Annotated in this window: 21 protein-coding genes; 7 read left to right on the top strand and 14 right to left on the bottom strand. The window is 57.0% G+C overall.

The genetic code is table 11. The features are described from left to right. Positions 1-84 precede the first annotated feature (84 nt). The 3 genes from VH413_05915 to VH413_05905 form a co-directional block, all read right to left on the bottom strand. Positions 85-1,659, bottom strand: a complete 1,575-nt coding sequence (locus tag VH413_05915; GenBank protein HEX3798221.1) for an alpha/beta hydrolase — start codon at positions 1,657-1,659, stop codon at positions 85-87. Between the two features lie 71 nt (positions 1,660-1,730). Then, positions 1,731-3,164: a glycoside hydrolase family 71/99-like protein gene (locus tag VH413_05910; GenBank protein ID HEX3798220.1), complete on the bottom strand. Its 1,434-nt coding sequence runs from the start codon at positions 3,162-3,164 to the stop codon at positions 1,731-1,733. 87 nt (positions 3,165-3,251) lie between these two features. Beyond that, complete coding sequence (locus VH413_05905) at positions 3,252-4,112, bottom strand: TIM barrel protein (protein ID HEX3798219.1); 861 nt, start codon at positions 4,110-4,112, stop codon at positions 3,252-3,254. A gap of 175 nt (positions 4,113-4,287) precedes the next feature. Here VH413_05905 and VH413_05900 point away from each other — a divergent pair, with 175 nt between their 5' ends. Continuing rightward, the gene (locus VH413_05900; GenBank protein HEX3798218.1) at positions 4,288-5,397 is read left to right on the top strand and encodes an aminopeptidase; all 1,110 of its coding nucleotides are present in this window, start codon (positions 4,288-4,290) and stop codon (positions 5,395-5,397) included. A 27-nt stretch (positions 5,398-5,424) separates the two neighbouring features. Here the strand turns inward: VH413_05900 and VH413_05895 are convergent, their stop codons facing one another. Continuing rightward, complete coding sequence (locus tag VH413_05895) at positions 5,425-6,732, bottom strand: hypothetical protein (GenBank protein ID HEX3798217.1); 1,308 nt, start codon at positions 6,730-6,732, stop codon at positions 5,425-5,427. A gap of 24 nt (positions 6,733-6,756) precedes the next feature. Beyond that, on the bottom strand, positions 6,757-7,941 hold the full coding sequence (locus tag VH413_05890; GenBank protein HEX3798216.1) for a M20 family metallopeptidase: 1,185 nt from the start codon (positions 7,939-7,941) through the stop codon (positions 6,757-6,759). Between the two features lie 245 nt (positions 7,942-8,186). Between VH413_05890 and VH413_05885 the strand changes: the two genes are divergently transcribed. Together VH413_05885 and VH413_05880 are read left to right on the top strand one after the other, a co-directional pair. Continuing rightward, positions 8,187-9,074 carry a dihydropteroate synthase gene (locus tag VH413_05885; protein HEX3798215.1) on the top strand — a complete coding sequence of 296 codons (888 nt, stop codon included), beginning with the start codon at positions 8,187-8,189 and terminating at the stop codon, positions 9,072-9,074. 179 nt (positions 9,075-9,253) lie between these two features. Further along, positions 9,254-10,039, top strand: a complete 786-nt coding sequence (locus VH413_05880) for a dienelactone hydrolase family protein (protein ID HEX3798214.1) — start codon at positions 9,254-9,256, stop codon at positions 10,037-10,039. A gap of 99 nt (positions 10,040-10,138) precedes the next feature. Here VH413_05880 and VH413_05875 read toward each other — a convergent pair whose 3' ends face one another. The 8 genes from VH413_05875 to VH413_05840 all read right to left on the bottom strand — a co-directional run bounded on the left by VH413_05875 (position 10,139) and on the right by VH413_05840 (position 19,338). Next, a complete protein-coding gene (locus VH413_05875) occupies positions 10,139-13,789 on the bottom strand; it encodes a DNA polymerase III subunit alpha (GenBank protein ID HEX3798213.1) in 3,651 nt (1,216 codons plus the stop codon). Positions 13,790-13,854: 65 nt separating this feature from the next. Then, positions 13,855-14,127 (bottom strand): hypothetical protein, encoded by a 273-nt coding sequence (locus tag VH413_05870; protein ID HEX3798212.1) that lies wholly within the window; start codon positions 14,125-14,127, stop codon positions 13,855-13,857. 30 nt (positions 14,128-14,157) lie between these two features. Beyond that, on the bottom strand, positions 14,158-14,556 hold the full coding sequence (locus VH413_05865; GenBank protein ID HEX3798211.1) for a hypothetical protein: 399 nt from the start codon (positions 14,554-14,556) through the stop codon (positions 14,158-14,160). Between the two features lie 121 nt (positions 14,557-14,677). After that, complete coding sequence (phoU, locus tag VH413_05860) at positions 14,678-15,355, bottom strand: phosphate signaling complex protein PhoU (GenBank protein ID HEX3798210.1); 678 nt, start codon at positions 15,353-15,355, stop codon at positions 14,678-14,680. A 39-nt stretch (positions 15,356-15,394) separates the two neighbouring features. Then, a complete protein-coding gene (pstB, locus tag VH413_05855) occupies positions 15,395-16,234 on the bottom strand; it encodes a phosphate ABC transporter ATP-binding protein PstB (protein HEX3798209.1) in 840 nt (279 codons plus the stop codon). After that, entirely contained in the window at positions 16,231-17,199 is a 969-nt protein-coding gene (gene pstA, locus VH413_05850) for a phosphate ABC transporter permease PstA (GenBank protein HEX3798208.1), read from the bottom strand. Before pstA ends, pstB begins: the two co-directional genes overlap by 4 nt. Continuing rightward, a complete protein-coding gene (gene pstC, locus VH413_05845; GenBank protein HEX3798207.1) occupies positions 17,196-18,365 on the bottom strand; it encodes a phosphate ABC transporter permease subunit PstC in 1,170 nt (389 codons plus the stop codon). Before pstC ends, pstA begins: the two co-directional genes overlap by 4 nt. Before the next feature lie 100 nt (positions 18,366-18,465). Then, complete coding sequence (locus VH413_05840; GenBank protein ID HEX3798206.1) at positions 18,466-19,338, bottom strand: phosphate ABC transporter substrate-binding protein; 873 nt, start codon at positions 19,336-19,338, stop codon at positions 18,466-18,468. A 367-nt stretch (positions 19,339-19,705) separates the two neighbouring features. On the opposite strand from VH413_05840, the gene proC reads away from it, so the two are divergent. The 3 genes from proC to VH413_05825 all read left to right on the top strand — a co-directional run bounded on the left by proC (position 19,706) and on the right by VH413_05825 (position 23,169). After that, the gene (gene proC, locus VH413_05835; GenBank protein HEX3798205.1) at positions 19,706-20,518 is read left to right on the top strand and encodes a pyrroline-5-carboxylate reductase; all 813 of its coding nucleotides are present in this window, start codon (positions 19,706-19,708) and stop codon (positions 20,516-20,518) included. 110 nt (positions 20,519-20,628) lie between these two features. Continuing rightward, positions 20,629-21,954, top strand: coding sequence for an AI-2E family transporter (locus VH413_05830; GenBank protein HEX3798204.1), 1,326 nt, complete (start codon positions 20,629-20,631; stop codon positions 21,952-21,954). Positions 21,955-22,113: 159 nt separating this feature from the next. After that, positions 22,114-23,169, top strand: a complete 1,056-nt coding sequence (locus VH413_05825) for a low specificity L-threonine aldolase (GenBank protein ID HEX3798203.1) — start codon at positions 22,114-22,116, stop codon at positions 23,167-23,169. A 133-nt stretch (positions 23,170-23,302) separates the two neighbouring features. Here VH413_05825 and VH413_05820 read toward each other — a convergent pair whose 3' ends face one another. Further along, positions 23,303-24,367 carry a PA0069 family radical SAM protein gene (locus VH413_05820; protein ID HEX3798202.1) on the bottom strand — a complete coding sequence of 355 codons (1,065 nt, stop codon included), beginning with the start codon at positions 24,365-24,367 and terminating at the stop codon, positions 23,303-23,305. Between the two features lie 184 nt (positions 24,368-24,551). On the opposite strand from VH413_05820, the gene VH413_05815 reads away from it, so the two are divergent. Next, positions 24,552-25,487: a hypothetical protein gene (locus VH413_05815; protein ID HEX3798201.1), complete on the top strand. Its 936-nt coding sequence runs from the start codon at positions 24,552-24,554 to the stop codon at positions 25,485-25,487. Positions 25,488-25,701: the final 214 nt, after the last annotated feature.

Here is a 25,701-nt window from a genome sequence, read left to right as displayed (position 1 = left end):
AAAAATATTTTCCACTTTCCAATGGATCGCGCCGATATCCGCGCTCCACTCACAAACGAATCTTTCATAAAATATTTTTGCGAATCAGTTCGCGTGTTGGGTGATGAAATCCACCGCCACGCCCGGATCCTTCGGCTCCAGCGGATAATGTCCAGCGCCGTCTTCGATCACGACGTTGATGTGCCCGCCGAACTTTTGGTAACGCTCTTCGGCCACGCGCGTATTGGTCGCCAGAAACGGGTCCAGGCTGCCGCAAATGTGTAACACCGGCACGCCGGCTTTCGCCAGCGGTTCCAGGTTCGCCAGCGGCTGGGTCTTCGCGAGATTGCTGCGCATCTGCGGATTTGCGGCATAGATGCAGGAGACTTTGTCGGGATTTTCAATCGCCCACGCATACACTTCACCCGCCGCTTCGCCCGCGCCTTCCATCACCGGCTTTTTGGAAAAGCCTGCGTCGGTCAGATGTTTATAAACAATGTTCCAGTTCGCGACTTGCGGCCCATCGTAATTGTAAGGAACCGGCCCGGTGACGATGTGAAAACCCTTGGCGAGCAGGGCGAGGTCCACCGCCGCGTCGCGCCGCAAGAAATCCGCGCGAAAAACCCAGGGCATTCCCGCCGCGGAAGTTTTTGGCGCGATGACACAAATCGTGCCTTCCACGCCGGGCAATTCAAAATCGTACCGGTCATAACAATTCGTGAACACCGGGCCGCGACACGCGATGTAAGTGCCTTCTTTCGGAAAATCGCGATACATGTTTTCGATGCTGTAAAAAAAACTGTGCCGCGAGCGGTGACCGGTATACTCAGGCGGCGTTGCGAGCGTTTCATTCACACTCGTCTCAATAAAATCCGCGATGGGTTTTGGATCGTGCAGGCTGTGGGGATGATGCCCGCGTCCTTCCTTCATCATCACACTGATGCGCCCGCCGAATTGCTGGTAAATATTTTCCATCGGGTCCGACACGCGGCCCCGCAATGGATCAATGCTGCCGACCACATGCATCAACGGCACGTTGTTGGTCGCCAGTTCGCCGAGCTTCGTCATGATCTGAAAACTGCCGCCGGGATTATCCGCGTAGATGCACGCGGCTTCGTCGGGATGCATCGTCGCCCAGGTGTAGGAGAATTCCCCGCCGCGGCTCATGCCCACGAACGCCGGTTTTTTCGCGAGCCCATGTTTTACGAGAAAATCGTACCAGGCTTCCCACGTCTTTCCGGGACGCAACGTCGCGCTCGACTCCACGTAGGCGATGTGAAAACCGCGGTGCAACAATTCCACTTCGGTTTGCGGTTGATGGTCCCAATAGCAGCCGCGCCACGACCAGGGATTGCCCGCCGCCGCCGTTTTCGGCACGACGACGATGCAGCGGCGCTGCCCGTCAATATTATGGCGGATGCCGTCCTTCTCATCGTCCTGCGCCTTGATGGGTTTGATCTCCAGCGTTTGCTCGTCCATCAAAAAGTCATAGCGATCAAAGCCATGCCACGAGGTTTTTTCTCCGGTGAAAGCCGATGAAGTTTCGAACGCCGCCGGCGTGTCCGCCGCGTTGCCCACTCGCATAAATCCCACGACGCCCAGCGCGATCATTCCCGCGGCGTAAAATTTAGCCACCTTTTGAAAACCGGCCCGCGTTACCAGAGACATTCCTTCCGTCATAATATTTATTGGTTGCGTACAACAATTCCCCACCGCTTTCCCGCGCGTTCTTCAGCGCGGAAGAAGCTGCGTCAATGAACGGAACCCGACATGGATTCCGTCATTTTATTTTGCGCCTCCGCCGAAAGTTCCCCACGCAAAAGTTTCGTCCCCGAGCCGACCAGCTTGAGGTAATAATCACTCGGCAAACCTTCGAGCGTGATGAACTTGGATTCCGTTCCCACCGGCACATTGTTGGCGCACTTGAAGATCGCCGTGCCCTCATCCACTTCGTCGAACATCGCCACATAGACCATCGAAGCTCCGGCTTCCTTGGCATCGGTAAATTGTTTCCACAAAAAATTCCCGCGCTGGCGGGGAATCTGGTTGGACTTCCCGTAGGTGTACATGTTGTGCCAGCTAAACCCGGGGAAAACCACCGGCAGAAAATCAATCTTCCGCTGGCGGCACCAGGCTTGATCGGGTTTCAACAAATTGTCCGCATAATCCTCTGCCTCTTCCAAATTCTTGTATCGCCCGACCGTCCACGGGCTCACGATGTCCGCCATCGCAATCACTTCGAGCAATTTTGGATCGCTCATGGCGTCCATGTTCAGATTGCGCCAATGCGCGGGCACACCAAGCATCACCGTGCAGCCATCCTGTTTTAAAAATTCGACGAGTTGCTTGCATTCATCCAGCGTGTAACGGCGGCGATCACTGAATCCCACGCCCCATACCGAGACGACCGGCTTGCCGTGATGATGCAGATACGCGGGGTCTTCCGTGATGGCCATCTTGCGGCGCAGCATCCGCCAATCATCCATGACTTCGTGGATGCGGCCTTCGTCCAGCCCGCTCAAGTCATACATCACGGCGTACGCGCGGCCATGCGTATTCGCGCCTTCGCGGCAGTTGGCCAGCACCTGATTGCAATGCTCCTGGCTTTCGGGGTTTCTGAGGCCGTTGACGAATCGCTGCACAAATACGCCGTCAATTCCATACTGCTCCATCCACTCGAAATGCCGCAGCACCGTCGGCCTGCGAAACGAACTGAACACGTCCGCCGGGCGTCCATCGGCCAATTTAAAATCCGTCGCGTAACGCTCGCCGGGCGGCAACTCGGAAACGTCCGGCCACAAATCCACTTTCGCATTGCCATCGCCAAGCGGCCCGAAATGTTTCGTCCAGTGACGCCAATTACGGTCGCCGCTGCCATCGTTGGGCGTGCCGAACCAGCCTTGATAACCACACATGACTTTGCCGGTGAGGGTTTGCGTATCCACGCCCTTTACCACGGGGCCATGATACGGCGCGAGCACGGCGCTGGCATCATAAGGTTCGGCGTCACCGGCGGCGGGTTCATTATGCGCGGGCGCGGATTCAACGGCATGCACGACATTCGACGCGGGGCTTTGCGCCGAGACCGTTAACCCCATCCCCAAGCCGCAGCCGCTCGCGAAAATAAACGTGAAGAATCGTCGCGCATTGGAACGCATCAGCCGCAGCTTTTGAAATATGTGCATAAGGAGACGCTCAATCCTAACGCCCCGCATTAATTTCAACTATCCCCGAAAGCGAGGATACGATAGCGGCTGGCAAAATGCGCGAGTTTAGACCGCCGCGAGGACGCCGTGCATGTAGGCGACCGATTCCATCACGCCGGGCAGGGGCGCATCGCCGTTGGCTTCGTATTCCAAACCGATATGACCCGGAAACTTCATCGCGAGGAATTCCTTGAAGATTCCGACAATATCAATGATGCCCTTGCCGACTTCCATGTCGCGGCCCTTGGCATTGGGCTGGTTGATGTCCTTGATGTGAAAGTCATAAAGGCGTTCCTTGATTTGCGAAATCACTTCCACCGGGTCCTGCCCGAGCCGGACTGTGTGACCAACGTCCATGCAGATGCCCATGCGTGCGTCGCGATGCTCCACCATCTTCAATACATCGAGGGGCGACGGATATTTTTTGTCCGACGGGCCGTGGTTATGGATGGCGATGCGTAAATTGAATTCCTTCACCATATTTTCGACGATGTCCAGCGCCTCGGGTTCCGGGCTGCAAACAATCATCGGCATCCCCGCATTGCGCGCGTATTCGAAGATCTGCCGGATTTGGTGTTCGTCGTTCTTCATATAAATGACACCCCCGCCCATCAGCGTGAGTCCCGCAGCTTTGATTTTCGCCGCCGCCGCCACGCAATCCGCCGCGCTGCTATTGAGCGGGAGATGCGTGTCTTTGAGATTGATATATTTCAGGCCGGTTTGCTTGGTCATCGCAATCGCCTGGTCGAGCGTGAATTTGCGAAAGGTGTACGACGCGATTCCCAACTTCAAGCCATCGTCCGGATCGCGCTCCGGCTTGGTCGCCCCGGCAAACACGGGTGAAGGACTCGCTACCGCGAGAAATCCCGACACTATTATTCCGGTTTGCAAAAATTTACGGCGGCTTACTGAGTGATTATTTTTCATAATTATAGATTTTCGATGCATTGCTTGGATCGGCTTTCCCAAGTAATACCCGGACTCGCGCAATTAGTCTCTCCCCAAAATAGAGGAGATTGGCCGCGCCCCCGAAACCTCGCCGGGACGGCACTAATTTGCAGGGTGACATTTTTGAGTTCTATGGTTAGTTATAAAACCAACTATGACTGATCCACGTTACGCAAAATTGGCGAACTTACTCGTCGGTTATTCCACCAGGCTCAAAAAAGGCGAGCGCGTGCTGCTCGACATGATTGACGTGCCGGACGAATTTTCCATCGCGCTCATGCGCGCCGTGCGCGCTACGGGCGCGACACCCTTGATCGAAGTGCGCCACACGCGCATCAGCCGCGAGATTTTGAAGGACACGGATTCGGCGCATGCCTCGCTGGTGCGGGACATGGAGATGTTTCGCATGAAAAAAGTGCATGCTTACATCGCCGTGCGCGGCAGCGCGAACGCCAACGAAACGGCGGACGTGGCCGCGGACAAGCTGGCGATGTATTCCAAGATCATGCGCCCCGTGCTGAATTATCGCGTGAACAAAACGCGCTGGGTCGTATTGCGCTGGCCGACGCCGAGCATGGCGCAGGGCGCGGGCATGAGCACTGAGGCATTCGAGAATTTGTATTTTGACGTTTGCACGATGGATTACGCGAAGATGGCACGCGCGATGGCGCCGCTGGAAAAGCTGATGGGAAAAACCGACCGCGTGCATCTCAAGGGACCAGGCACGGACCTCAAGTTCAGCATCAAAGGCATCGGCGCGAAGATGTGCAAGGGCGACCGCAACATTCCCGACGGCGAAGTGTTTTCCTGCCCGATCAAAGACTCGGTGAATGGCGTGATCACTTACAACGCGCCTACGATTTATTCGGGGTCGAAATTTGAGAACGTGCGCCTCGAATTCAAGGATGGCAAAATCATGAAAGCGACGTCGAATAACACGAAACGCTTGAACGAAATTTTGGACACGGACGCCGGCGCGCGTTACGTCGGCGAATTTTCATTGGGCTTCAATCCGTATATCCTGAACCCGATGTGCGATATTTTGTTTGATGAAAAGATCGCGGGGTCGCTGCATTTCACGCCCGGCCAGGCTTACGAGGACGTGGATAATGGAAATCGTTCAGCGGTGCATTGGGACATGGTGCTCATCCAGCGTCCGGAATGGGGCGGCGGCGAAGTGTGGTTCGACGATAAATTGATCCGCAAGGACGGAATATTTTTGCCAAAGGAATTGAAGCCGCTGAATCCCGCGAATTTGAAATAGGACGCGCGGGAAGTTTTTGCGTTGAGGCTATGGTTGGGTCGCGATGGTTTCCACCGCGATGCCCGGGTCTTTATCCAGCACCCAATTAAACAACGCGCAAATCCCAAGATAGACAACGGTGAAAATATCAAAAGTTTCGATGACCATCTTGAATGAATCATGGAAATGTTGCAGCGCGAACCAATAGCCGATGGCCAGCGCGGCGGTCGCCGGCACGATCTTGAATCGCGAGTGGGCCATTAAATTATAGAGCAGCACATTTCCCATTCCCAGCGGAACCATGCCGAGCGCGAACATCGGCATGAGCGGAAGCATCAGGCCGTTCGGATCTTTTTTCAGCACATGAAATATGATCGGGCCCACGAGCCATAATCCCGCCACCGCAATGCCACACAGGCCGCCGGTCACGAGCAGGGTCAGCCCCATCAGGTCGGATTTTTGCGATGACGCGCGGCTGTGCACCAGCTTGGGAAACATGACTGCCGCCAGCGGCGCGGTGAACAGGACAATGGCGCGGCACAAGGTCGAGCCAAACATATAATCCGCCGCCGCTCCATTCGCGCCGAGGTAATCCTGCACCGCGATCGCATCCGCGCTGAAAATAAATGTGCTCGCGCCAAAACCCAGGGTCAGCGGCACGACCCGTTTCAACCAGCCGGCCACGTCGAATTTGGCGCTCGTTTCCCGCCACAAATCCAGGTTTTGCCACCCGCCTGTGCCCACCGCCAGGACCAAACCCGCCAGCACGCCCGTCATTAACCCGGAGGCTTGCCCGTGCAATGCCAGCACGATAAATCCACCAATGACCAATCGGCCCACGCCATTAAAAACCGCCACCCAGCCCAGCCAAAAAAAGTTTTGGCGCCCTTGCAGCAGCCCTTGAAATATTGGCTGCCACAACATTGTGAATCCCACCAGCAAAGTCAGTACCAGCGACGTTGCGTTCTTCAGCTTGAGCACCTCCACCCAATGATTCATTCCGCCCAACGCGATGACGGCCATGAGCAGCCACAGACAAAAAGTCCACAGCAAAACCGATTTCATGGTGCCGACGAGTTCGTGCCGTTGCTGCTCGGTTCGCGCCGCGGCGGTTTGCTGCGTGAAGACCATTTGCAGACCGAGCGAGGGAATCATCATCCAGTTCGTCAACTGGATCAGGGCCACGAACGCGCTGTATTCGTCGTCCTTCAAAAATCCGCGCGCGATGATTTGCACCGCGAACATCAGCGCGCCGCCGCCCACCGCCGTGATCATCATCCAGCCGCTTTGACGGAAGAACGAGCCCTGGTGGTTTTGCGAGACGGCGGTTTTCGATTCGATGGCTTCAGCAGGCATGAATGTAATGAGATTAGCGCGCTTTCACGGCAACGCCGACAAGAAATGGACTAATATTTCGCGGGCGCGTTCAAGCGACTTTGCCGAAATCCACTCATCCGCGGTATGCGCCTGCGCGATGTCGCCGGGGCCGAACACCACACTCGGCGTGCCGCCGCGCGAGAGCACCGAGGCATCGCAAAAATAATCCGCGCCCCGCGCGCGCGATTGGCCCACGCTGCGCATGAATTCCCGCACCAGCGGCAAACGCGTGTCGGTTTCCATTGGAAAACAGGGAGCGTCTTTGGTGTTTGCGAAGGTGGCGCGCAAATGTTTCTTTTTCAGGAGAGCCTTGATTTCGCGCAGCACGCTCGCGTCGGTTTCGCCGGGAATCGTCCGGCGATCAATCGTGATGGCGCAATAGTCGGGCACGATATTCGCCTGCACGCCGCCGGAAATCGTGCCGACATTGATGGTCGGGCGGCCAAGAAGTGCGTGCCGCCGTTGGCGCAGTTGCGCCGCGTAATCCGTTTCCAATAAATCCACCACACGCGCCATTTCATGCACTGCGTTTTTGCCGAGGTCGGGACGCGCGCCGTGCGCCGCTTGGCCGTGCGTTTCCAGCTTGAGCCACAAGTTCCCCTTGTGCGCGGTCATGATTTCCAGCCGCGTCGGTTCGCCCACGATGGCCAGATCCGCTTTTAATTTTGATTTCACCAGCGCGCGCGAACCGGCTTGCCCTACTTCCTCATCTATCAGGCCCGCAAAAATAATTTCCGTCGCTTGCGGACGCCGATTGCTTCCGGCCAGTTCACAAAGCGCGCCTGCCATTGCCGCCACGGAACCTTTCGTGTCGCAAGCGCCGCGTCCGCAAATGCGATCGCCGATTTTTTCCGGCGAAAGTTGTTTGGCGTCCGCCGCGTCCACGGTGTCCATGTGCGGCGCGAGCAGAATGCGCTGGCGAACTTTTCCCGAAGGCGAAAGGCGCGCGAGCAAATTGTTGCGACCGGGAAACACTTCCTGCAAATCCACACCCAGACCGGCGGATACGAGCGTCGCGGCGAGAAAATCGGCGACGCGTTGTTCACCCGCGCGCGGATGTCCGGCGGGCAAAAGCGCATTGTTCACGCTCGGCAGCGCGATCAGTTCGCAAAGTAATTTTTCCGTTTTGGTCATGGCGCGAAAAACCACCGTAACTATGTTCGCGCCGCCGCCAACTTCAAAGCCCAAAGTTTGACAGACGTCCTCCCCGTCAGAACCGTTTAGGTATTATTGATTGAGAGGGAGGGAAAAGATGTGGCTGACGAAACACCGGCTACTGCACGTGAGATGCGCGCTTCTCTGGACAAGACTGACAGTCGTCTCCGCTTGGACGGTTGGCTGGAATTTTAAGAACAGTGATAGGATGCGCACCTTCACATTTGATCCGCAAAAATGGGGTTTCAATTACACAAGGTGTCAGTAGGATGGCGACGATGTTGAAACTCGAATATCTGGCCGAGTTGTTGGAGAAGCATCGCGCCGCCGCGCACGCGCGCGTGAAGGAATTTTCCATCGGGGGCAAGCCGTTCACTTTCAATTCGCAACCGGCGATCATGGGTGTGATCAATCTTTCGCCGGATTCGTGGTATCGCGAGAGCGTTTGCCTTAGCGCGGAAGCAGCGGTGCAGCGCGGGCGCGTGCTTGGGGCGCAAGGAGCGCGCATCATTGATGTCGGCGCGGAATCGAGCCTGGCGCACGCCGCGCGGGCGGATGAGGGTTTGCAGAACAGCCGCCTGCTGCCAGTGATTCGCGGTTTGCGCGCGGCGGGTTTGCTGGTGTCGGTCGAGACGTATCAAGTCGAAGTGGCGCGCGCGTGCCTTGAAGCGGGCGCGAGTGTGTTGAATCTCACTGGCGTGGAGCGTGGCGAAGAATTGTTTCGCATGGTGGCCGCGCACGATGCCGCCGTCATCATCTGCCATGTGCAGGGAAAAAATGTGCGCGACGTCAGCGATTTCAATTTCACCACCGATCCCACGGCGATGCTGGAGGAATATTTTGCCCGGCAGATCGAATTGGCCACGCGCAACGGCGTCGAAAAAATCTTCATAGATCCGGGCCTGGGATTTTATTATCGTAATCTTCAGGATAGTGCCGTGCGCGTGCGCCATCAGTTGACGACGTTTTTAAACACCTTCCGTCTCCGGCAACTGGGTTTTCCGACCTGCCACGCGTTGCCGCATGCTTTTGAATTTTTTGGCGAAGAAGTGCGCAGCGCGGAACCGTTTTTCGCGGTGATGGCGGCGCTGGGGAAGACGGATTTATATCGCACGCACGAAGTCCCGCGCATCAAGGCGGTGTTGGATGCGCTGCAAATTTTCTAAGGATACTTCTCGAACCGCGGGTCTATGACCCGCAGCAATTCACGATTGAGATTGTCGCGTCAGGCTGATTCGAGAACGGCATTACTTTATGCACGTTGCTGCGAGTCATAGGCTCGCGGTCCGTAAGGAAGAACTCCTCCCGCTGGATTTTTGGTCGCGCGCGTGCCATAGTTGCTGCCATGAAAATTTTAATCACAACCTTGATTGCATTCCTGACTTTTGGCGGCGTGCTGCGCGCCCACGCCGCGGTTCACACTGAGAATGTCGAATATAAAGACGGCGCTGCCACGCTCGAAGGCTATCTCGCTTATGATGATTCCACCAGGGGCAAACGCCCCGGCGTGTTAGTTGTGCATCAATGGATGGGCCTGACCGATTATGAAAAGCATCGCGCCGAGATGCTCGCGCAAATGGGCTATGTGGTTTTCTGTGCGGATATTTACGGTAAAGGCATTCGCCCGAAAAACACCGCCGAAGCCGGCCAGCAGGCCGGGAAATATAAGGGTGATCGCGGTCTTTTGCGTGAACGCGCGAAGGCGGCGCTCGACGTGCTCGAAAAGAATGATCTCACGGACAGCAAACACGTCGCGGCTATCGGTTATTGTTTCGGCGGCACGACGGCCATTGAACTGGCGCGTAGCGGCGCGGACCTTGCGGGCATCGTAAGTTTCCACGGCGGATTGGATTCACGGAACCCGGCGGACGGAAAGAATATCAAGGGCAAGGTGCTCGTGCTTCACGGCGCGGATGATCCGTTTAGTTCGCCGCAAGATGTCGCCGCGTTTCAAAATGAAATGCGCGAAGCCGGAGTGGATTGGCAGATGGTGTTGTACGGCGGCGCGGTCCACAGCTTCACGGAAAAGGACGCTGACGATATGAAAATAAAAGGCGCGGCTTACAATGAGAAGGCCGATCGGCGTTCATGGGCAGACATGCAGCAATTTTTTGCGGAAATTTTTCACTGAGGAAGAATCGCCTCCTTTTTTGCCAAGGGCCGGGCAAATTAAAATTGTTCAGCCTTGAAAAATAGTTACGGCTCGCGAGTACGCCCGCCCTCCCTTTGATTACTCGTCGCCGTTGTCGCCGCCGCGTTTTTCCCATTTGCGCTGGACGCGTTCGGGCAAGGCGCTGTCCACTTTGACGTAATAGGTGTCGTCGCCGAAACGCTCGTCGGCGGCTTGTTGTAATTGCATCGAAGGCGCGACGCAGTATTTCTCGTGCGTCTCGACAAAAATGCTTTCGCCGCCGGGGCGCATGAAGCAGAGAAAGAGCGGGCATTTGCCGGGGTAAGCCGAGGCAAGCTCCTGCAGGTTCAACATTTGCTGCGGTTGGAGATGAGCGGTGTGCAATCGGAAATGCACTTGCTTCGTATATTTGCGCGGCGCGTCCTCAAGCGGCATGATTTCCTGCGGAAAGATTTTCGGTTTGTCTTCGCCGTTGTTCACTTCGCCGACGATGAGGAGGGCTTTGTTCATCACAAACAGGCTGCGATATTTGTCGTAATTCTCGTTCATGCACAGGATTTGTACCGTGCCTTCGAGGTCTTCGAGCGTCACCATCGCATAAGGCTTGTTGCTCTTTTTTGACACGCCCTGTTGCACCGCCGACACTAATCCGCCGATGCGCGTCAAACCGCGATTCGGGAGTTGAGTGAGGCCGGTGGTGTTGGTGAGCGCATATTTTTTCAACAGCGGCGCAAACGGCGTGAGCGGATGGCCGGTCACGTAAAATCCAAGCAACTCTTTTTCGGCGGCGAGCAATTCATGTTGCGACCACTCTGGCAACTTCGCGAAGGTCTCCTGCTTTTCCGCTTTTTCCTCGAGCATGCCGAACATCGAGCTTTGCCCGCGCTGGCGATCAGAAATAATTCCCGCCGCGCGCGCGAGGACGCGGTCTATCTGCGCAAACAAAGTCGCGCGCGTTTCCTTGAAGGCGTCGCAACCGCCCGATTTGATCAAGGCTTCCAGCACGCGGCGGTTCACGGTGCGGATGTCCACGCGTTCGCACATATCGGCGAGCGCGGGGAACTCGCCGGCTTCCTTTCGCGCCGCGAGAATGCTCAACACCGCGACTTCGCCGACGCCTTTGATCGCGGCGAGGCCGAAACGAATCACTTTGCCGCCGCGCGCGGGCGCGAAGACCACCTGGCTTTCATTGACGTCCGGCGGCAACACTTCGATGCCCATTGCGCGCGCTTCGTTGATGAACTCGCCGAGCTTCTTGGTGTCGCTCATGTCGTTCGTCATCATGGCGCTGAGGAATTCGACGGGATAATTCGCCTTCAGATACGCCGTCTGATATGCCACGATCGCATAAGCCGCCGCGTGCGATTTGTTGAAGCCGTAGCCGGCGAATTTTTCGAGCAAATCGAAAATCTGGTTCGCCTTCGAGGCAGAAATTTGATTCGTCTTGGCAGCGCCCTTCACGAAGGTCTCGCGCTGCTTCTGCATTTCCTCGACTTTTTTCTTGCCCATCGCGCGGCGAAGCAAATCCGCGCCGCCGAGCGTGTAGCCCGCCAGCACCTGCGCCGCCTGCATGACTTGTTCCTGATAAACCATGATGCCGTAAGTCTCGCGGCAAATCGCTTCGAGCAAGGGATGTTCGTATTCGATCTTCACCTCGCCGTGGCGGCGCTTGATGAATTCGGGAATCAGCTCCATCGGCCCCGGGCGATACAACGCGATCAATGCCGTGATATGTTCGACCGAACTGATCTGAAACTTGCGGCACAAATCGCGCATGCCGCTGGATTCCAACTGGAAGATGCCGAGCGTTTGCGCCTTGTTGAGCAGGTCGTAAGTCTTGGCATCGTCGAGCGGCAGATTATCAATCGGGACTTCGATGCCTTTGCTGGCCTTGACCATTTCACAGGTGTTGCGAATGACGGTCAGCGTTTTGAGCCCAAGAAAATCCATCTTGAGCAGGCCCAGTTCGCCGACGGGATTCATGGCGTACTGCGTGACGAGCGTGCCGTCCTCGTCCTGTTTGAGCGGAAGCAAATTCACGAGCGGCTGGTCGCCGATGACGACACCCGCGGCGTGGACGGAGGCGTTGCGCGTGAGGTCTTCGAGGATGAAGGCGGTATCGAACAATTCGCGGGTGACTTCCTCGGTGTCGAACGCGGTCTTGAGGTCGGGCGATTGTTTCAACGCCTTGTTCAAATCCATCTTCAAATCGGTGGGAATCATCTTGGCGAGACGGTCGCAATCGCCGTAGCCAAGGCCCATCACGCGGCCGACATCGCGCACGACGGACTTCGCGCCCATCGTGCCGAAGGTGACGATTTGCGCCACGGATTCGTTGCCATATTTTTTGCGCACGTATTCGATCACGTCCGCGCGGCGATCATCGGCGAAATCAATATCAATATCCGGCGGATTCACGCGCTCGGGATTCAGGAATCGCTCGAAGAGCAGGCCGTAACGAATCGGATCCACGTTGGAAATCTCCAGCAAGAAGGTCACGATGGACCCGGCGGCGGAACCGCGCGCCACGCAGGAAATACCGTGATCGCGACCGTAGCGCACGAAGTCGCCGACGATCAAAAAATAACTGATGAAGCCGGTCTTCTCGATGACCTTGAGTTCGACGTCGAGGCGATCAATCACGACCTTCACCGCCGCCGCGACCGCCGGATCGTTCAAGTCCGTGATGGGTGTGTTTGGTTCGCGATTTTGTTCGGGCGTGGGAATGAAGGTCGGCAAGCGCCGCGCGTCGGAGATTTTTTCGATGATGAATTTCTCGCCTTCGGCGAGGACGTCCATTCCATAGCGGCGTTCGAGTCCCTCGGCGAGCAGCTTGCGCAAAAAACCTTCGCGCGTGAAATGTTCCGGCGGATGAAAAACCGGGTAATGCAATTTATTGAACTCGATTTCGACGTTGCATTTCTCAGCGATCTCGAGCGTGTTTTGAATCGCCTCGGGCGTGTCCGTGAAGCGCGCCTTCATTTCCTCGGCGGAGCGCAGGTAAAGCTGCTCGGCGGGATAACCGGCGCCCATGCGCTTGGGATCGCTCAACATGGTTTGCGTGCCGATGCAGACGAGGCAATCGTGCGCGTGCGAATGGCCTTTCTCGATGTAATGCACGTCATTCGTCGCGACGAGTTTGAGGCCGAATTCCTTCGCCCAAAGAATGAGATGGTCATTCACTTTAACCTGCTCGGGGATGCCGTTGTTCTGCAACTCGAGATAAAAATTTTCCGCGCCGAGAGTTTGCTTGAACCAGTCCACAGAATCGCGGGCGCGGTCGAGTTGGTCTTTCGTGATCCAGGTCGAAATTTCGCTCGCGAGACAGCCGGAGAGAGCGATCAAGCCTTCCTTGTGCGATGCGAGCAGTTCCTTATCAATGCGCGGCTTGTAATAATAACCGTCGAGATGCGCGGCGGTGGTGAGCTTGATGAGGTTTTTATAGCCAGCCTCGTCCTTCGCGAGCAGGACGAGATGGTTATAAACATCGCGACCGCCGCTGGAACTTTTCTTTTCGAGACGGCTGCCGGGCGCGACGTAAACTTCGCAGCCGATGATGGGCTTGATGCCTTTTTCGCGGGCGGCCTTGTAAAAATCAATCGCGCCGTAGAGCACGCCGTGGTCGGTGATGGCCAGCGATGGCATTTTCAACTCGTGGGCTTTCTCCATCAGCCGGTCAAGGCGGCAGGCGCCATCGAGCAGCGAATACTCGGTGTGCAAATGCAAATGGACAAAGTCAGCGTGCGACATGTTTCCATTTTAAAGCGCGACGGAGGAAGCGCAAGCAAGGTTTCGCGGAGAAAATAAACGCGCGGCTACGATTGGATTTTTGGCGGAGTATTTTTACGTGAAGGTATAACGGTTAAAACAAGACCAAGAAGCAAGGATAATGGCAGGATTTTCATCGGCCAATGCATCCGAATTATTTCTGCATGGGCGAATGTCTGTGCGGGAACGGTGTTGGTTGCTCCTGAATTTATCTCGTCTGATCGCAACACGGTAAAAAATTGAACACCCGACAACCATAAGAGCAGGCCAATCAAAATGGATAAACCCATAATGAAAATGCCAAGACGGCGTCGTGACAAAAATTTCATTCGGTTTGAAGTCTCAAAAATCTAATCCGGATTGGTTTGGGACTGGATTTTTGGCGGCAGTTTTTTGCGGGCGGGCATCAGCAGCAGCCAAAGGCCGATGATGGTGAGCGCCGTCAAAATCATCAGAGACCAGGTTGCGGTTGCAGACCATGAAAACGAGTAGTCAAAATGGCCGTTAGCGGTGTTGAGCAGGACGGATTTGTTGAAGGTGTAGAGCTTTACGCGGAACAGGGCCATTCCCAGGCGATTCAGGAAACAGGCGAAAAGAATCAGTGCGCCAAATTGGTGTCTTGAGAATGTGTTCATCATGCGAAATCCGTTGATTGTCTGAACGAGCCCATGATGATGCAGAGGGAAGATTTTTTCAACGCTTAATCTTTCCCTACGGACCGCGGGTCTACGCCCCGCAGCCAGGTGCATAAGGTCAAACCGGCCTCGGCCCAGTCTTGCGCGGCAATCTTCTTTTAACAATGCTGCGGGTCATAGACCGCGGTCCATTAGGAAGGGAAGTCCGCTGCGAAAAACGCTGCGGCTTTTTTCTTTAACTCGTCGCCGCGGTGGCGGGGGCCTGGCCGCTGTGGCGGATGTCGCGGGCTTCGTAGAGATAGACGACTTCTTCGGCGACGTTCGCGGCGTGGTCGGCGACGCGTTCCAAACTTTTCGAGATGACCATCAGGTTCAGGCAGCGCGTGATGGTGCTTGGGCGTTCGACCATGTAACTGGAAAGTTCGCGGTGAAGTTGTTTATTGAGCAGGTCCACTTCCTTGTCGCGCGGGATGATGGAGCGGGCCTTGGCGGGTTCGCGGTTGACGAAGGAATCGAGCGCTTCTTTCAACATTTCCAGCGCCATGCTGGCCATGCGCGGGAGATCCACGTAGGGCTTGAGTTGCGGTTCCAGACTCAACTCGATCGAACGGCGGGCGATGGTGGTGGCCTCGTCGGAAACGCGCTCAAGGTCGTGGGAAATTTTCATCGCGACGGTGATGAGCCGGAGGTCGCTGGCGAGCGGCGCCTTGGACAAAAGATGAATGGCCATCTCATCAATCTCCTTCTCGAATTGATCCACGATGACATCATCGGCCATGACGCGGCGGGCGAGTTCGTCATCGCGTTCGACGAGCGCCTTGATGGCGCGGGTGACGGCGCTCTCGGCATGGCTGGCCATCGTCAGCAGCTTTTCCTTCAACTCCACCAGCTCGTGTTCAAAGTGGATGGTCATGGCGTTTCAATAATGAATGTCGGCTTTTCCATGTGATTGTCAACCGAAACGGCCAGTGACATAATCCTCGGTTTGTTTGCGGGCGGGGTTGGTGAAGATGCGCGCGGTGCGGTCGTATTCGATCAATTCGCCGAGGTAAAAAAACGCGGTGTAATCCGAGATACGCGTCGCCTGCTGCATGTTGTGGGTGACGATGACGATGGTGAATTCGCGTTTCAATTCGAGGATCAATTCCTCGACCTTGGCGGTGGCGATGGGATCGAGCGCGGACGCGGGTTCATCCATCAAAATGATTTCCGGGCGGATGGCGATGGCGCGGGCGATGCAGAGGCGTTGTTGCTGGCCGCCGGACAAACCGAGCGCGCTGGTGTGGAGACGATCCTTGATTTCGTCCCAAAGCGCCGCGCCGCGCAGGCTGTTCTCGACGATGCCATCGAGTTCGGAACGGCTCTTGATACCTTGCAAACGCAAAGCGTAGGCGATGTTTTCGTAGATGGATTTGGGAAAGGGATTGGAGCGCTGGAACACCATGCCGACGCGTTTGCGGAGTTCGATGACGTCCACCTGGCGATGGTTGATGTCGTGCCCGGCGATGCGGATATGGCCATCAATGCGCACGTTATCAATGAGGTCGTTCATGCGGTTGAAGCAGCGGAGCAATGTGGATTTGCCGCAGCCGGACGGGCCGATGAACGCCGTGACGAGCTTTTCGCGAATCTGAATGGAAATTTCCTTGAGCGCCTGCGATTGGCCGTAGAAGAGCGAGAGTTTTTCGGTCTCGATGTAAGGAGCCGCGGCGGTGGCAGTGGCGGGCGACGGGGGATTGACGGCCGGAGTGGCAGCCGGCGGCGCAGTAACGATTCGTGGAGTTTCGGTCATAACGCGCGCAATTTTTTCCGCATCCGCGAGCGGATGAAGATAGCGACGATGTTCAAAGCAAAGGTTAAAAATAACAGCACCACCACCGTCGCGTAAAGGATGGGCTTGGTTTTGTCAACATTCGGGGATTGCGTGGAGAGGATGAAAACGTGATAGCCGAGGTCCATGAATTGGTCGTGGAGTGAGTGCGGCAGGTCGGCCATGAAATAGGCCGCGCCGGTGAAAAGGATAGGCGCGACTTCGCCGGCGGCGCGGCTCACGGCGAGGATGCCGCCAGTCATGATGCCGGGAAGCGCCTGCGGCACGACGATGCGGATGATAGTTTCGAGCTTGGTCGCGCCGAGAGCGAGGCTGGCTTCGCGAAGGCCTTGCGGAATCGCGCGCAACGATTCTTCGGTGGCGATGATGACGACGGGAAGCGTCATCACGGCGAGCGTGAGCGACGCCCAGATCAGCGCGGGCTTGCCCCAGATGGGTTCGGGATTGTGCGGGTGCAAAATGGCGTCCATGTGCTGGCCGATGAAGTTGATGAAGAAGCCGAGGCCGAAGAGGCCGAACACGATGGAGGGCACGCCCGCGAGGTTGTTGACTGCGCCGCGAATGATGCGGGTGTAAATGGAATAGGCGTGGGCGTATTCGGTGAGATACACGGCGGTGATCACGCCGATGGGGATGACGAAAATGGTCATGAGCAGCACGCGGGCGGAGGTGCCGATGATCATGGGGAGGACGCCGGCGTGATTGACGTCAAACATGTCTTTTTCCGTGCCGGCAAAGATGAAACGCAGCGAAAGGCCGCCGGCGCTGTTCACGAGGACGTTGATCAAGATCACGGCGAGCGTGGCGATGATGAGAAAGGTTGCGAGGCCGGTGAGGCCGGTAAAAAAGAAGGAGACGAAATCAAAGCGCTCGCTCTCGAAGGAGCGGCTTGAGCGCGGATGGGGAGAGGGAGCGATGGGGGTCATCGTTTGCCTTCGAGTTTGTGCTTGAGGCGGTTGATGACGAGTTCGGCGACCATGTTGGAAACGAAAGTCACGACGAACAGCAGCACGCCGAGCATGAACAGGATACGGTAATGCTGGCCGCCGAAAACGGTTTCGGCGAGTTCGGCGGCGATGGTGGCGGTCATGGTGCGGGTGGAGTCGAAAATATTCCAGGAGACGATGCTCGCGTTGCCGCTGGCCATGAGCACGATCATGGTTTCGCCGATGGCGCGGCCGAAGCCAAGGATGAACGCGGCGAACACCCCGGGAATCGCGGCGGGCAAAACAATTTTCCACGCGGCCTGCCATTTGGAGGAGCCCAACGCGAGCGCGGCCTGCGTGTAGCTGCGCGGGACACTGGTGAGGGCGTCTTCGGCGATGGAGAACACCACGGGGATGATCGCGAGGCCGAGCGCGATTCCGGCGACGAAGGCGTTCAGGCGCGATTGGTAGCCGAAAATATTTTGCAGGACGGTGGCCATGACGATGAGCGCGAAAAATCCGAGCACGACCGAGGGAATGCCCGCGAGGAGTTCGATGGCGGGCTTGAGGAATTCGCGTTTGCGGGGCGAAGTGAGTTGCGAAACGTAGATGGCCGCGCCAAGCGCGAGCGGGATGGAGAACAGCAGCGCGACAAGGGTGGTCTTGAGGCTGCCGATGACGAGGGAGATGATGTTATATTTTTGGATTTCCGAAACGGGTTGCCAGATATAAACGGGTTTGTCGTAGCCGGTCCATTGATAGGGCTTGAGGAGATAACGCCATGAGGTGGTGTTGATGGCGGCGTCCTTGTCCTTGGAAGCTTCGGCGGCGGCATCCACCTTGACCTCCATCAAGGTTTTTTTGGTATCGTCATCCATGTCGGCGAATTGTTTGGGTGTGAGGCCGAGGTAATCCTGGAGTTGCGCGGGAGTGAGTTTGTCCATGTCGGCGACGGGAATGACTTTCTGGACGGAGGCGCTGTTCATTTGGCCGAGAAAAATGGGCAGCGATTCGCGCGCGACGAAAATGAAGATGAGAAAGACCATCGCAATCGCCGAAAAGGACACGAGCAGGATGCCTTTTTCGACAAGCCATTCAAGCGGGCGGGCCTGATGGCCGCGTTGCAAGCCCATCCAGCCGATGCTGCGTTTTGATTTGTCCGTCATGTTAAAATAAAAAGCGGGCGAAGGATCGAACGATCTGACCTCTCGCCCGCTCGCGCACTATGCTAGCAGGAACTTACCAACTGTAACTATCAACACTAAATCATTTTTGCGCGGCCAATCCCTGCCGGGACAGCAAGGCTTCCGGCAGCGGATAATAGCCGACTTCCTTTACGATTTTTTGGCCGTCCTGGCTGCGAATCCAATCCAGGTAGGCGTGGATGGCGTCCTTGTCCAGGGCGGGATTCACATAATTATACAGATAACGCCAGATGGGATAGGTCTGGTTGAGGACGGTTTCCTCGGTGGGCAAAATCGCGGGGGACGAGGCATTGGCCTTGATGCCCAAAGCGCGGGCGCCTTCGCCATAAGCGGCGCCGCCGTAACCGATGCCGTTGGGGTCTTTGTTGATGGCTTGAAGGAGCGCGGCGGTGCCGGGCATGGTCTGGGCGCTGGCGGAAAAGTCTTTGCCTTTCAGCACGTGCTCCTTGAAAAACTCGTAAGTGCCGGAACTGTTTTCGCGGCTGTAAATGGTGATGGGGGCATCGGGGCCGCCGAGGTCTTTCCAATTCCGAGTTTGGCCGGTGAAGATGCTTTCAAGTTGGGCGAGCGTGAGGTCTTTGACGGGGTTGGCGTTGTTGACATAGACGCTGAGGCCGTCAATGGCGACTTTGTATTCGCGGGGAACTTTGCCGAAGGCCTTGATGCAGGCTTCTTTTTCCCTGGCTTTGATTTGGCGCGAGGCATCGGCGATGTCCGTGCCCTGATTTTGCAACGCGGCAAAACCGACGCCCGAACCGCCGCCGGTGACCTGGATTTTGACGTCGGGATGGGCGCTCATGTAAACCTCGGCCCATTTTTGCGCGAGGATGACGAGGGTGTCGGAGCCTTTGACGGTGACATTGGCCGCGCGCGCGGAGACGGCGACGGACAAAAGAGCCGCGATCAAGGCCAGGTTTTTGATGAACTTATGCATCGTGTTTAAATATCTGAGTTACGACTTACTTCGAGTTCAGGGTAAAGGCAAGGTGTTACGGAGGCAGGGCGGGATGGTTACAAATGGGTGACAAGAAAGAAAAAAGTTTCAGTTTCAAGTTTCAAGTTTTCAGTGGGGGAGGAAACCGCTGAAGCGGTTTTGGGTGTGTCATAGTTGTTATCCCCCCAGATGAATCTGGGGGTTAATGAGAAGCGGCGGGCGATTTGAGCGCGGTAGAACAGGCGGGTGATTTAATCGGTATTCGGTTTTGGGTTCCATCCGTGGCTCACAATTTGGCTTGGTATAGGTTCGCTAGGGCGGATGGTTTTGGCTTTTGTTTTGGGCGGGAAGGGTGTTAGAAAGAGGCATGGCTGCGAAAATTACCATCGGATTTTTGGGCGCGGGGAAGATGGCGACGGCGCTGGCGCGCGGGTTTGTCCATGCGGGGTTGGTGACGCCGGATGAAATCATGGCGAGCGATCCGGTGGAGGCGGCGGGCGCGGCGTTCGGGCGCGAGGTGGGCGCGAAGATCACGAAGAGCAATGCCGAGGTGGTGAAGTTCGCGAATGTGCTGGTGCTGGCGACGAAGCCGGACCAGGTAGCAGCAGTGCTGGCGGGAATTCGCGGCGCGTTTTCAAAAAAACATTTGTTGATTTCCATCGCGGCGGGGGTGCCGCTGGCGAAGCTGGAACATGGCTTGCCGAAAGCGCGCCTGATCCGGGTTATGCCGAATACGCCGGCCTTGATCGGCGCTTCGGCGACGGCTTATGCGCTCGGCAAGGCGGCGCTGCCAGAGGACGGCATGCTGGCGCAAAAACTTTTTTCGGCGGTGGGCATCGCGTTTGCAGTGAAGGAATCACTGCTGGACGCGGTGACGGGTTTGAGCGGGAGCGGCCCGGCGTATGCGTATCTGATGATCGAGGCGTTGAGCGATGGCGGCGTGGCGTCGGGTTTGCCGCGGGACATCGCGACGAAGCTGGCGGCCCAGACGATGCTCGGCAGCGCGCGGATGGTTTTGGAGACGGGCCAGCATCCGGGCGCGCTCAAGGACATGGTGACGAGTCCGGGCGGCACGACGATCGAGGGGTTGCATGAATTGGAAAAGGGCAAGGTGCGCGGGGCGTTGATGAACGCGGTGCGGGCGGCGGCGGAGAAGTCGAGGAAGCTCGGGCAGAGTTGAGCTGGATTTTAACCGCGGAGGCGCGGAGACGCGGAGGTACTGATAGTAATTATAATCGTATAGGATAAGTCCTCTAAGATAAGGCACGGTTGGGCAAATAAATTTAACTTGTGAGCGAACCTAAGAAAACAAATTTGGGCTTTCCGCCGCCGACGAAAAGGCAGGCGCGGGTGTTGTGGTTTTCGCTCACGATGTTTTCGGTGGCGGTGGTGATGGTGTTGCTCGGATTGCTGGTCTGGGGGGTGAGCATTGTGCTGCATCGGTTGTCGGCGGTGATGGTTCCGATGGCGGTGGCGTTGATCCTGGCTTATATCCTGAACCCGGTGGTGGAATTTCTTCAGCACCGGCGGAACATGCCGCGGATGTGGGCGGTGACTTTTGTGTTCGGCCTCGCCGCGCTGTTGATTTTGTCGGTGCTGGCCTCGGCGTTGCCGGGGTTGAATCGCGAGAGCCGCAAGCTGGTGCATGAGGCGCCGGTCTATATGGAAAAGATCGGCGCGAAACTCGGTGATTTTGCCGACGGCTCGCTCGGCCAACAACTGCCGGAAACCTGGCGCGAGGCTTTGCGCCCGGCAAAACGGATTCCGCCGTCAACCAACAGCGCGGAAATCCTGCCGGCATCGGCGGTGACGAATTCGGTGAATGAGGTGAGCGTCGGCACAAACGCGCCGTCGCCGCTCAACAATGAAGAACCGATGTTCAATTCGGGAATGATCGGCGGCGATGAAATGATTCCGGCGTTGTCGCACGCGATGGTGATTGCGGCGCGCTGGTTCACGGCGCAACTGGGCAAAGTTTCGACGTGGATGGAATTTTTGATCGGGCTGATGCTGGTTCCGGTGTATCTGTTTTATTTTTTGCTGGAGAAGGAGGAGATCACGCGGCATTGGACGGATTATCTGCCGATCAAGGAAGGCAGGGCGAAGGACGAGGTGATTTTCGTGCTGAAGGCGATCAATGAATGTTTGATCGTGTTTTTTCGTGGGCAGGTGCTGGTGGCATTGTGCGTGGGCGTGCTGCTGGCGGCGGGTTATCTTTTGCTGGGATTGAATTATGCGGTGCTGCTCGGCGTGGTGGCGGGGGTGCTGGGCATCGTGCCGTATTTGGGAACGATCACGAGTTTGGTGTTCGCGTTGATTGTGGCGGGGATGCAGTTCGGGGATTGGGCGCATCCGCTGATGGTGCTGGGCATCGCGGCGGTGGTGAAGTTGCTCGAGGATTTTATCATCTCGCCGAGAATCATCGGGGAACGGTCGGGGTTGCATCCGCTGACGATCATCATTGCGGTGATGGTGGGGACGACGTTGTTCGGCGGGTTTCTCGGCGCGATGCTGGCGATTCCTTTGACGGCGGTTTTGCGCACGCTGATGTTCCGGTATATCTGGACGCGCGAGCCGTACGGGCATCAGGAGGCGGATGAGGTGGTGGAAATTTAGGAAGTGCGGAGTGGTGCTTGCGCACGGCCACTGTGCGGAGTGCGGAATAGGGAATGGCGGCGTCACGCATTGGTTGAATATCATCCGTGTTTTTTCGGTGTTCCATCTGTGGCTAATAGGTTCGGCGGTCTATGACCTGAAATGATCTGAAATATATTTATGAAATCGGAAACGCATTCGCGGAGGCAGTTTGCCAGTGATAATAATTCGGGGATTTGTCCGGAGGCGTTCGCGGCGCTGGCGGAGTCCAATCGCGGGCATGCGCCGGGTTACGGCAATGACGCGTGGACGGCCAAGGCGGCGGACATGATCCGCGATGTGTTCGAGACGAAGTGCGAGGTGTTTTTTGTGTTCAACGGCACGGCGGCGAATTCGCTGGCGCTGGCTTCGCTCTGCCAGTCGTATCACAGTATTTTATGCCACGAGCATGCGCACGTGGAGACGGCGGAGTGCGGCGCGCCGGAATTTTTCTCGAATGGCTCGAAGGTTTTGCTGGTTCCGGGCGTGGGCGGAAAAATCCATCCGCCGGCGGTCGAGCCGATGGTGATGCGGCGGACGGATGTGCATTACCCGAAGCCGCGCGCGCTGAGCCTGACGCAGGCGACGGAGATGGGCACGGTGTATTCGGTGGCGGAATTGGGCGCACTGGCGGAGGCGGCGCGGCGGTTCAGCCTGCGCGTGCACATGGATGGCGCGCGGTTCGCGAATGCGGTGGCGTCGCTGGGCGTGGCGCCGAAGGAGATCACGTGGAAGGCAGGGGTGGATGTGTTGTGTTTTGGCGGGACGAAGAATGGAATGGCGGTGGGTGACGCGGTGGTGTTCTTCAACCCGGATTTGGCGAAGGAGTTTGATTATCGCTGCAAACAGGCGGGTCAACTGGCTTCGAAGATGCGGTTTTTGGCATCGTCATGGGTGGGGATGTTGCAGGACGGGGCATGGCTGCGTCACGCCGCGCACGCGAATAAAATGGCGCAGCGGCTGGAGGCGGGGTTGCGTCAGGTGCCGGGGGTGAACATCGCGTTTCCGTGCGAGACGAACGGGGTGTTCGCGAAGATGCCGACGGCGATGATCAAGGGTTTGCATGAGCAGGGGTGGAAGTTTTATACGCACGTGAGCCCGGATGACGCGCGGCTGATGTGCAGTTGGGACACGACGGCGGAGGACGTGGATGCGTTTGTGAAGGATGTGAAGGAGCTGGCCCAGTGCGGAGTTTAGAGTGCGGAGCGCGGAATGGGGGAAGTTTTCAGTTTCAAGTTTTTAGTTCGGAAGGACGGGGGCAAGGGTGCTGGGCGGTATAATCCGTCAGCCATCATTGCCGATGGCGTCCACAACTCTGCCCTACTTAAGATTAGAGGCCAAGTTCCATTTGGGGGCCTTGGGGGCGGCGGAAGTTTTGGGTGGTGAGGGGGAAGCGGTCTTCAGTGGTGAAGCCTGCTTTGCGGTGGGCGACGTGGAAGATTTGGCTGATTTGGTCGGCGAAGATGCCTTCGCCACGCATGCGGGTGCCGAAGCGGGGGTCGTTGAGCTGGCCGCCGCGGATGGCGCGGATGCGGCCGAGGATTTTTTCTTCTTTTTCAGGGTAGGTGCGCTTGAGCCATTGTTCGAAGACGGGGCGGACGGTCCAAGGGAGGCGCAGAACGACTTTGCCGGCCCATTGGGCGCCGGCGTTTTTTGCGGCGGCGAGGACGGCGGGGATTTCGTGGTCGTTGAGGGCGGGGATGACGGGGCCGATGATGATGCCGACGGGGATGCCGGCGTTGGCCAAGGTTTCGACGGCGGCGAGGCGCTGGGCGGGGAGTGAGGCGCGGGGTTCAAGGCGTCGCGCGAGTTCGCGGTCGAGGGAGTTGATGGAGAGGTTGACGGCGATGCAATCGTGGGCGGCGAGTTCACGAAGGTGGTCGAGGTCGCGGGTGACGAGGTGGTTTTTGGTGACGATGCCGACGGGGTTGCGAAATTCGGCGAGGACGGCGAGGCAGGCGCGGGTGATTTGGAAGCGGCGTTCGGCGGGTTGGTAGCAGTCGGTGACGCCGCTCATGGCGAGGACTTGGGGCTGCCATTTGGGTGAGCTGAGTTCGGCGCGGAGGAGTTCGGCGGCGCGGGGTTTGACCATGATTTTGGTTTCGAAATCGAGGCCGGCGCTGAAGCCAAGGTATTCGTGGGTGTTCCGGGCGTAGCAGTAGGAGCAGCCATGTTCGCAGCCGCGGTAGGGGTTGATGCTGGCATCGAAGCCGACGTCGGGGCTGTTGTTGTAGGTGATGGCGGTTTGGGTGTTGTCGGTGAGGAAAATGGTTTGGGGGGCGGGGTCTTCGGCGGGGTCGTAGTCTTCAAAGGGTTCGAGGTGAATTTTTTCGAAGCGGTTGGCGGGGTTTTCTCCGGCGCCGCGGCCGCGCAGGAGTGTGGACTTCGGTTGCATGAAAGGAACATCGCCGATGGGGAGGGAGTTTCAAGTTTTCTGGAAAATTTTTCGCGATTTTTTTAACTGCGGAGGCGCGGAGGCGCGGAGGTCCTTGTGGACGGCCACTATTCGGGAAGGGCGAGGTTTTCGGTTTCAAGTTTTCGGTGGAGGATTTAGAGTTTTTTTATTCTCTAACTTGTTTATGAAGCGCTTGTTTATTTTGCTAGTTGTGTTGGGATTGAGTCCGCTGGGGGTGCTGGATGCAAAGCCGGAGGAGTCGTTGGGGTTGCCGAATGGGGATGGGGTGATTCGGGGGATGGCGGGTGGGTCGGAGATTGTGGTGCGGACTTCAGCGCGGACGGCGGGGGCGATTTGTTCGGTGGTTTGGCGCGGGAAGGAGTTTATTGATGCGACGGATCATGGGCGGGAGTTGCAGTCGGCTTCGAATTTTGATGTGGATGGGGAGATCAAGGGGGAGACGTTTAATCCGACGGAGGGGGGCTCGCGGGATGATAGCGCGGGGCCATCTTCGACGAGCCGGTTGTTGTATCTGCACGCGGCGGGGGCGGAGTTGGTGACGACGAATCAAATGGCGTTTTGGTTGTTGCCGGGGGAGAAGTCGGAGGGGAATTTGGCGAAGAATACGACGGCGCTTTCAAATCATTTGTTGTCGAAGCGGGTGAGGATCGGGGTGACGAACTTTCCGCATGCGCTGGAGTATCGGGTGACGTTTACGTTGCCGAAGGATGAGCGGCATGTGCATGGGGTTTTTGAGGCGTTGACGGGTTATATGCCGATTGAGTTTGACGATTTTTGGGTGTTTGATTTGGGGTCGCGGAAGTTGATTTCGGTGAGCAAGGATTTGCGGGAAGATGTTTTGCCGCTGGTTTTTTCGACGAAGGACGGGGCTTATGCGATGGGGATTTATTCGCCGCCGGATGCGAAGTTGCCGAAACGGACGTACGGGCGGTTTCGGTTTGATTGGGCGAAGGTGACGAAGTGGAATTGTGTGTTTCGGATTAATGACGCGAAGGGGATTGCGCCGGGGGATTATTCGTGCCGGATGTTTGTGATGGTGGGGACGTTGGAGGATGTAAGGGGGACGATGGATGGGTTGTGCCGGGCGGAGGGGGCGTGATTTAGTGTTGGAAATGTAGAAAGTTTTCGGTTTTCAAGTTTCAAGTTTTCAGCGAGGTGGTGGTGGGTGCGGTTGGGGATATTTTTTTTCTGGGTTGGTGGGGGGCTTGCCACACCTTATCCCAACCTGTCCGAGAAACCGATACAAGCTCACTCAAAATAATGAGATGCGTCCTCAGCACACCAACCGTTCAAACTGAACAAAGTGGCCAATT

The organism is Verrucomicrobiia bacterium, from assembly GCA_036268055.1.
In the GTDB taxonomy this organism is placed as follows: Bacteria; Verrucomicrobiota; Verrucomicrobiia; order Limisphaerales; family Pedosphaeraceae; genus DATAUW01.
This window is presented reverse-complemented; position numbering and strand designations above follow the sequence as displayed.

Coding starts and splice junctions, on each gene's coding strand:
- pstC (HEX3798207.1), bottom strand. CDS start 18,365: ATGACGGACAAATCAAAACGCAGCATCGGCTGGATGGGCTTGCAACGC.
- VH413_05915 (HEX3798221.1), bottom strand. CDS start 1,659: ATGACGGAAGGAATGTCTCTGGTAACGCGGGCCGGTTTTCAAAAGGTG.
- VH413_05815 (HEX3798201.1), top strand. CDS start 24,552: ATGAAGCGCTTGTTTATTTTGCTAGTTGTGTTGGGATTGAGTCCGCTG.
- VH413_05840 (HEX3798206.1), bottom strand. CDS start 19,338: ATGCATAAGTTCATCAAAAACCTGGCCTTGATCGCGGCTCTTTTGTCC.
- VH413_05910 (HEX3798220.1), bottom strand. CDS start 3,164: ATGCACATATTTCAAAAGCTGCGGCTGATGCGTTCCAATGCGCGACGA.
- pstA (HEX3798208.1), bottom strand. CDS start 17,199: ATGACCCCCATCGCTCCCTCTCCCCATCCGCGCTCAAGCCGCTCCTTC.
- VH413_05875 (HEX3798213.1), bottom strand. CDS start 13,789: ATGTCGCACGCTGACTTTGTCCATTTGCATTTGCACACCGAGTATTCG.
- VH413_05880 (HEX3798214.1), top strand. CDS start 9,254: ATGAAAATTTTAATCACAACCTTGATTGCATTCCTGACTTTTGGCGGC.
- proC (HEX3798205.1), top strand. CDS start 19,706: ATGGCTGCGAAAATTACCATCGGATTTTTGGGCGCGGGGAAGATGGCG.
- VH413_05865 (HEX3798211.1), bottom strand. CDS start 14,556: ATGCACCTGGCTGCGGGGCGTAGACCCGCGGTCCGTAGGGAAAGATTA.
- VH413_05825 (HEX3798203.1), top strand. CDS start 22,114: ATGAAATCGGAAACGCATTCGCGGAGGCAGTTTGCCAGTGATAATAAT.
- phoU (HEX3798210.1), bottom strand. CDS start 15,355: ATGACCATCCACTTTGAACACGAGCTGGTGGAGTTGAAGGAAAAGCTG.
- VH413_05905 (HEX3798219.1), bottom strand. CDS start 4,112: ATGAAAAATAATCACTCAGTAAGCCGCCGTAAATTTTTGCAAACCGGA.
- VH413_05900 (HEX3798218.1), top strand. CDS start 4,288: ATGACTGATCCACGTTACGCAAAATTGGCGAACTTACTCGTCGGTTAT.
- VH413_05885 (HEX3798215.1), top strand. CDS start 8,187: ATGTTGAAACTCGAATATCTGGCCGAGTTGTTGGAGAAGCATCGCGCC.
- VH413_05820 (HEX3798202.1), bottom strand. CDS start 24,367: ATGCAACCGAAGTCCACACTCCTGCGCGGCCGCGGCGCCGGAGAAAAC.
- pstB (HEX3798209.1), bottom strand. CDS start 16,234: ATGACCGAAACTCCACGAATCGTTACTGCGCCGCCGGCTGCCACTCCG.
- VH413_05895 (HEX3798217.1), bottom strand. CDS start 6,732: ATGCCTGCTGAAGCCATCGAATCGAAAACCGCCGTCTCGCAAAACCAC.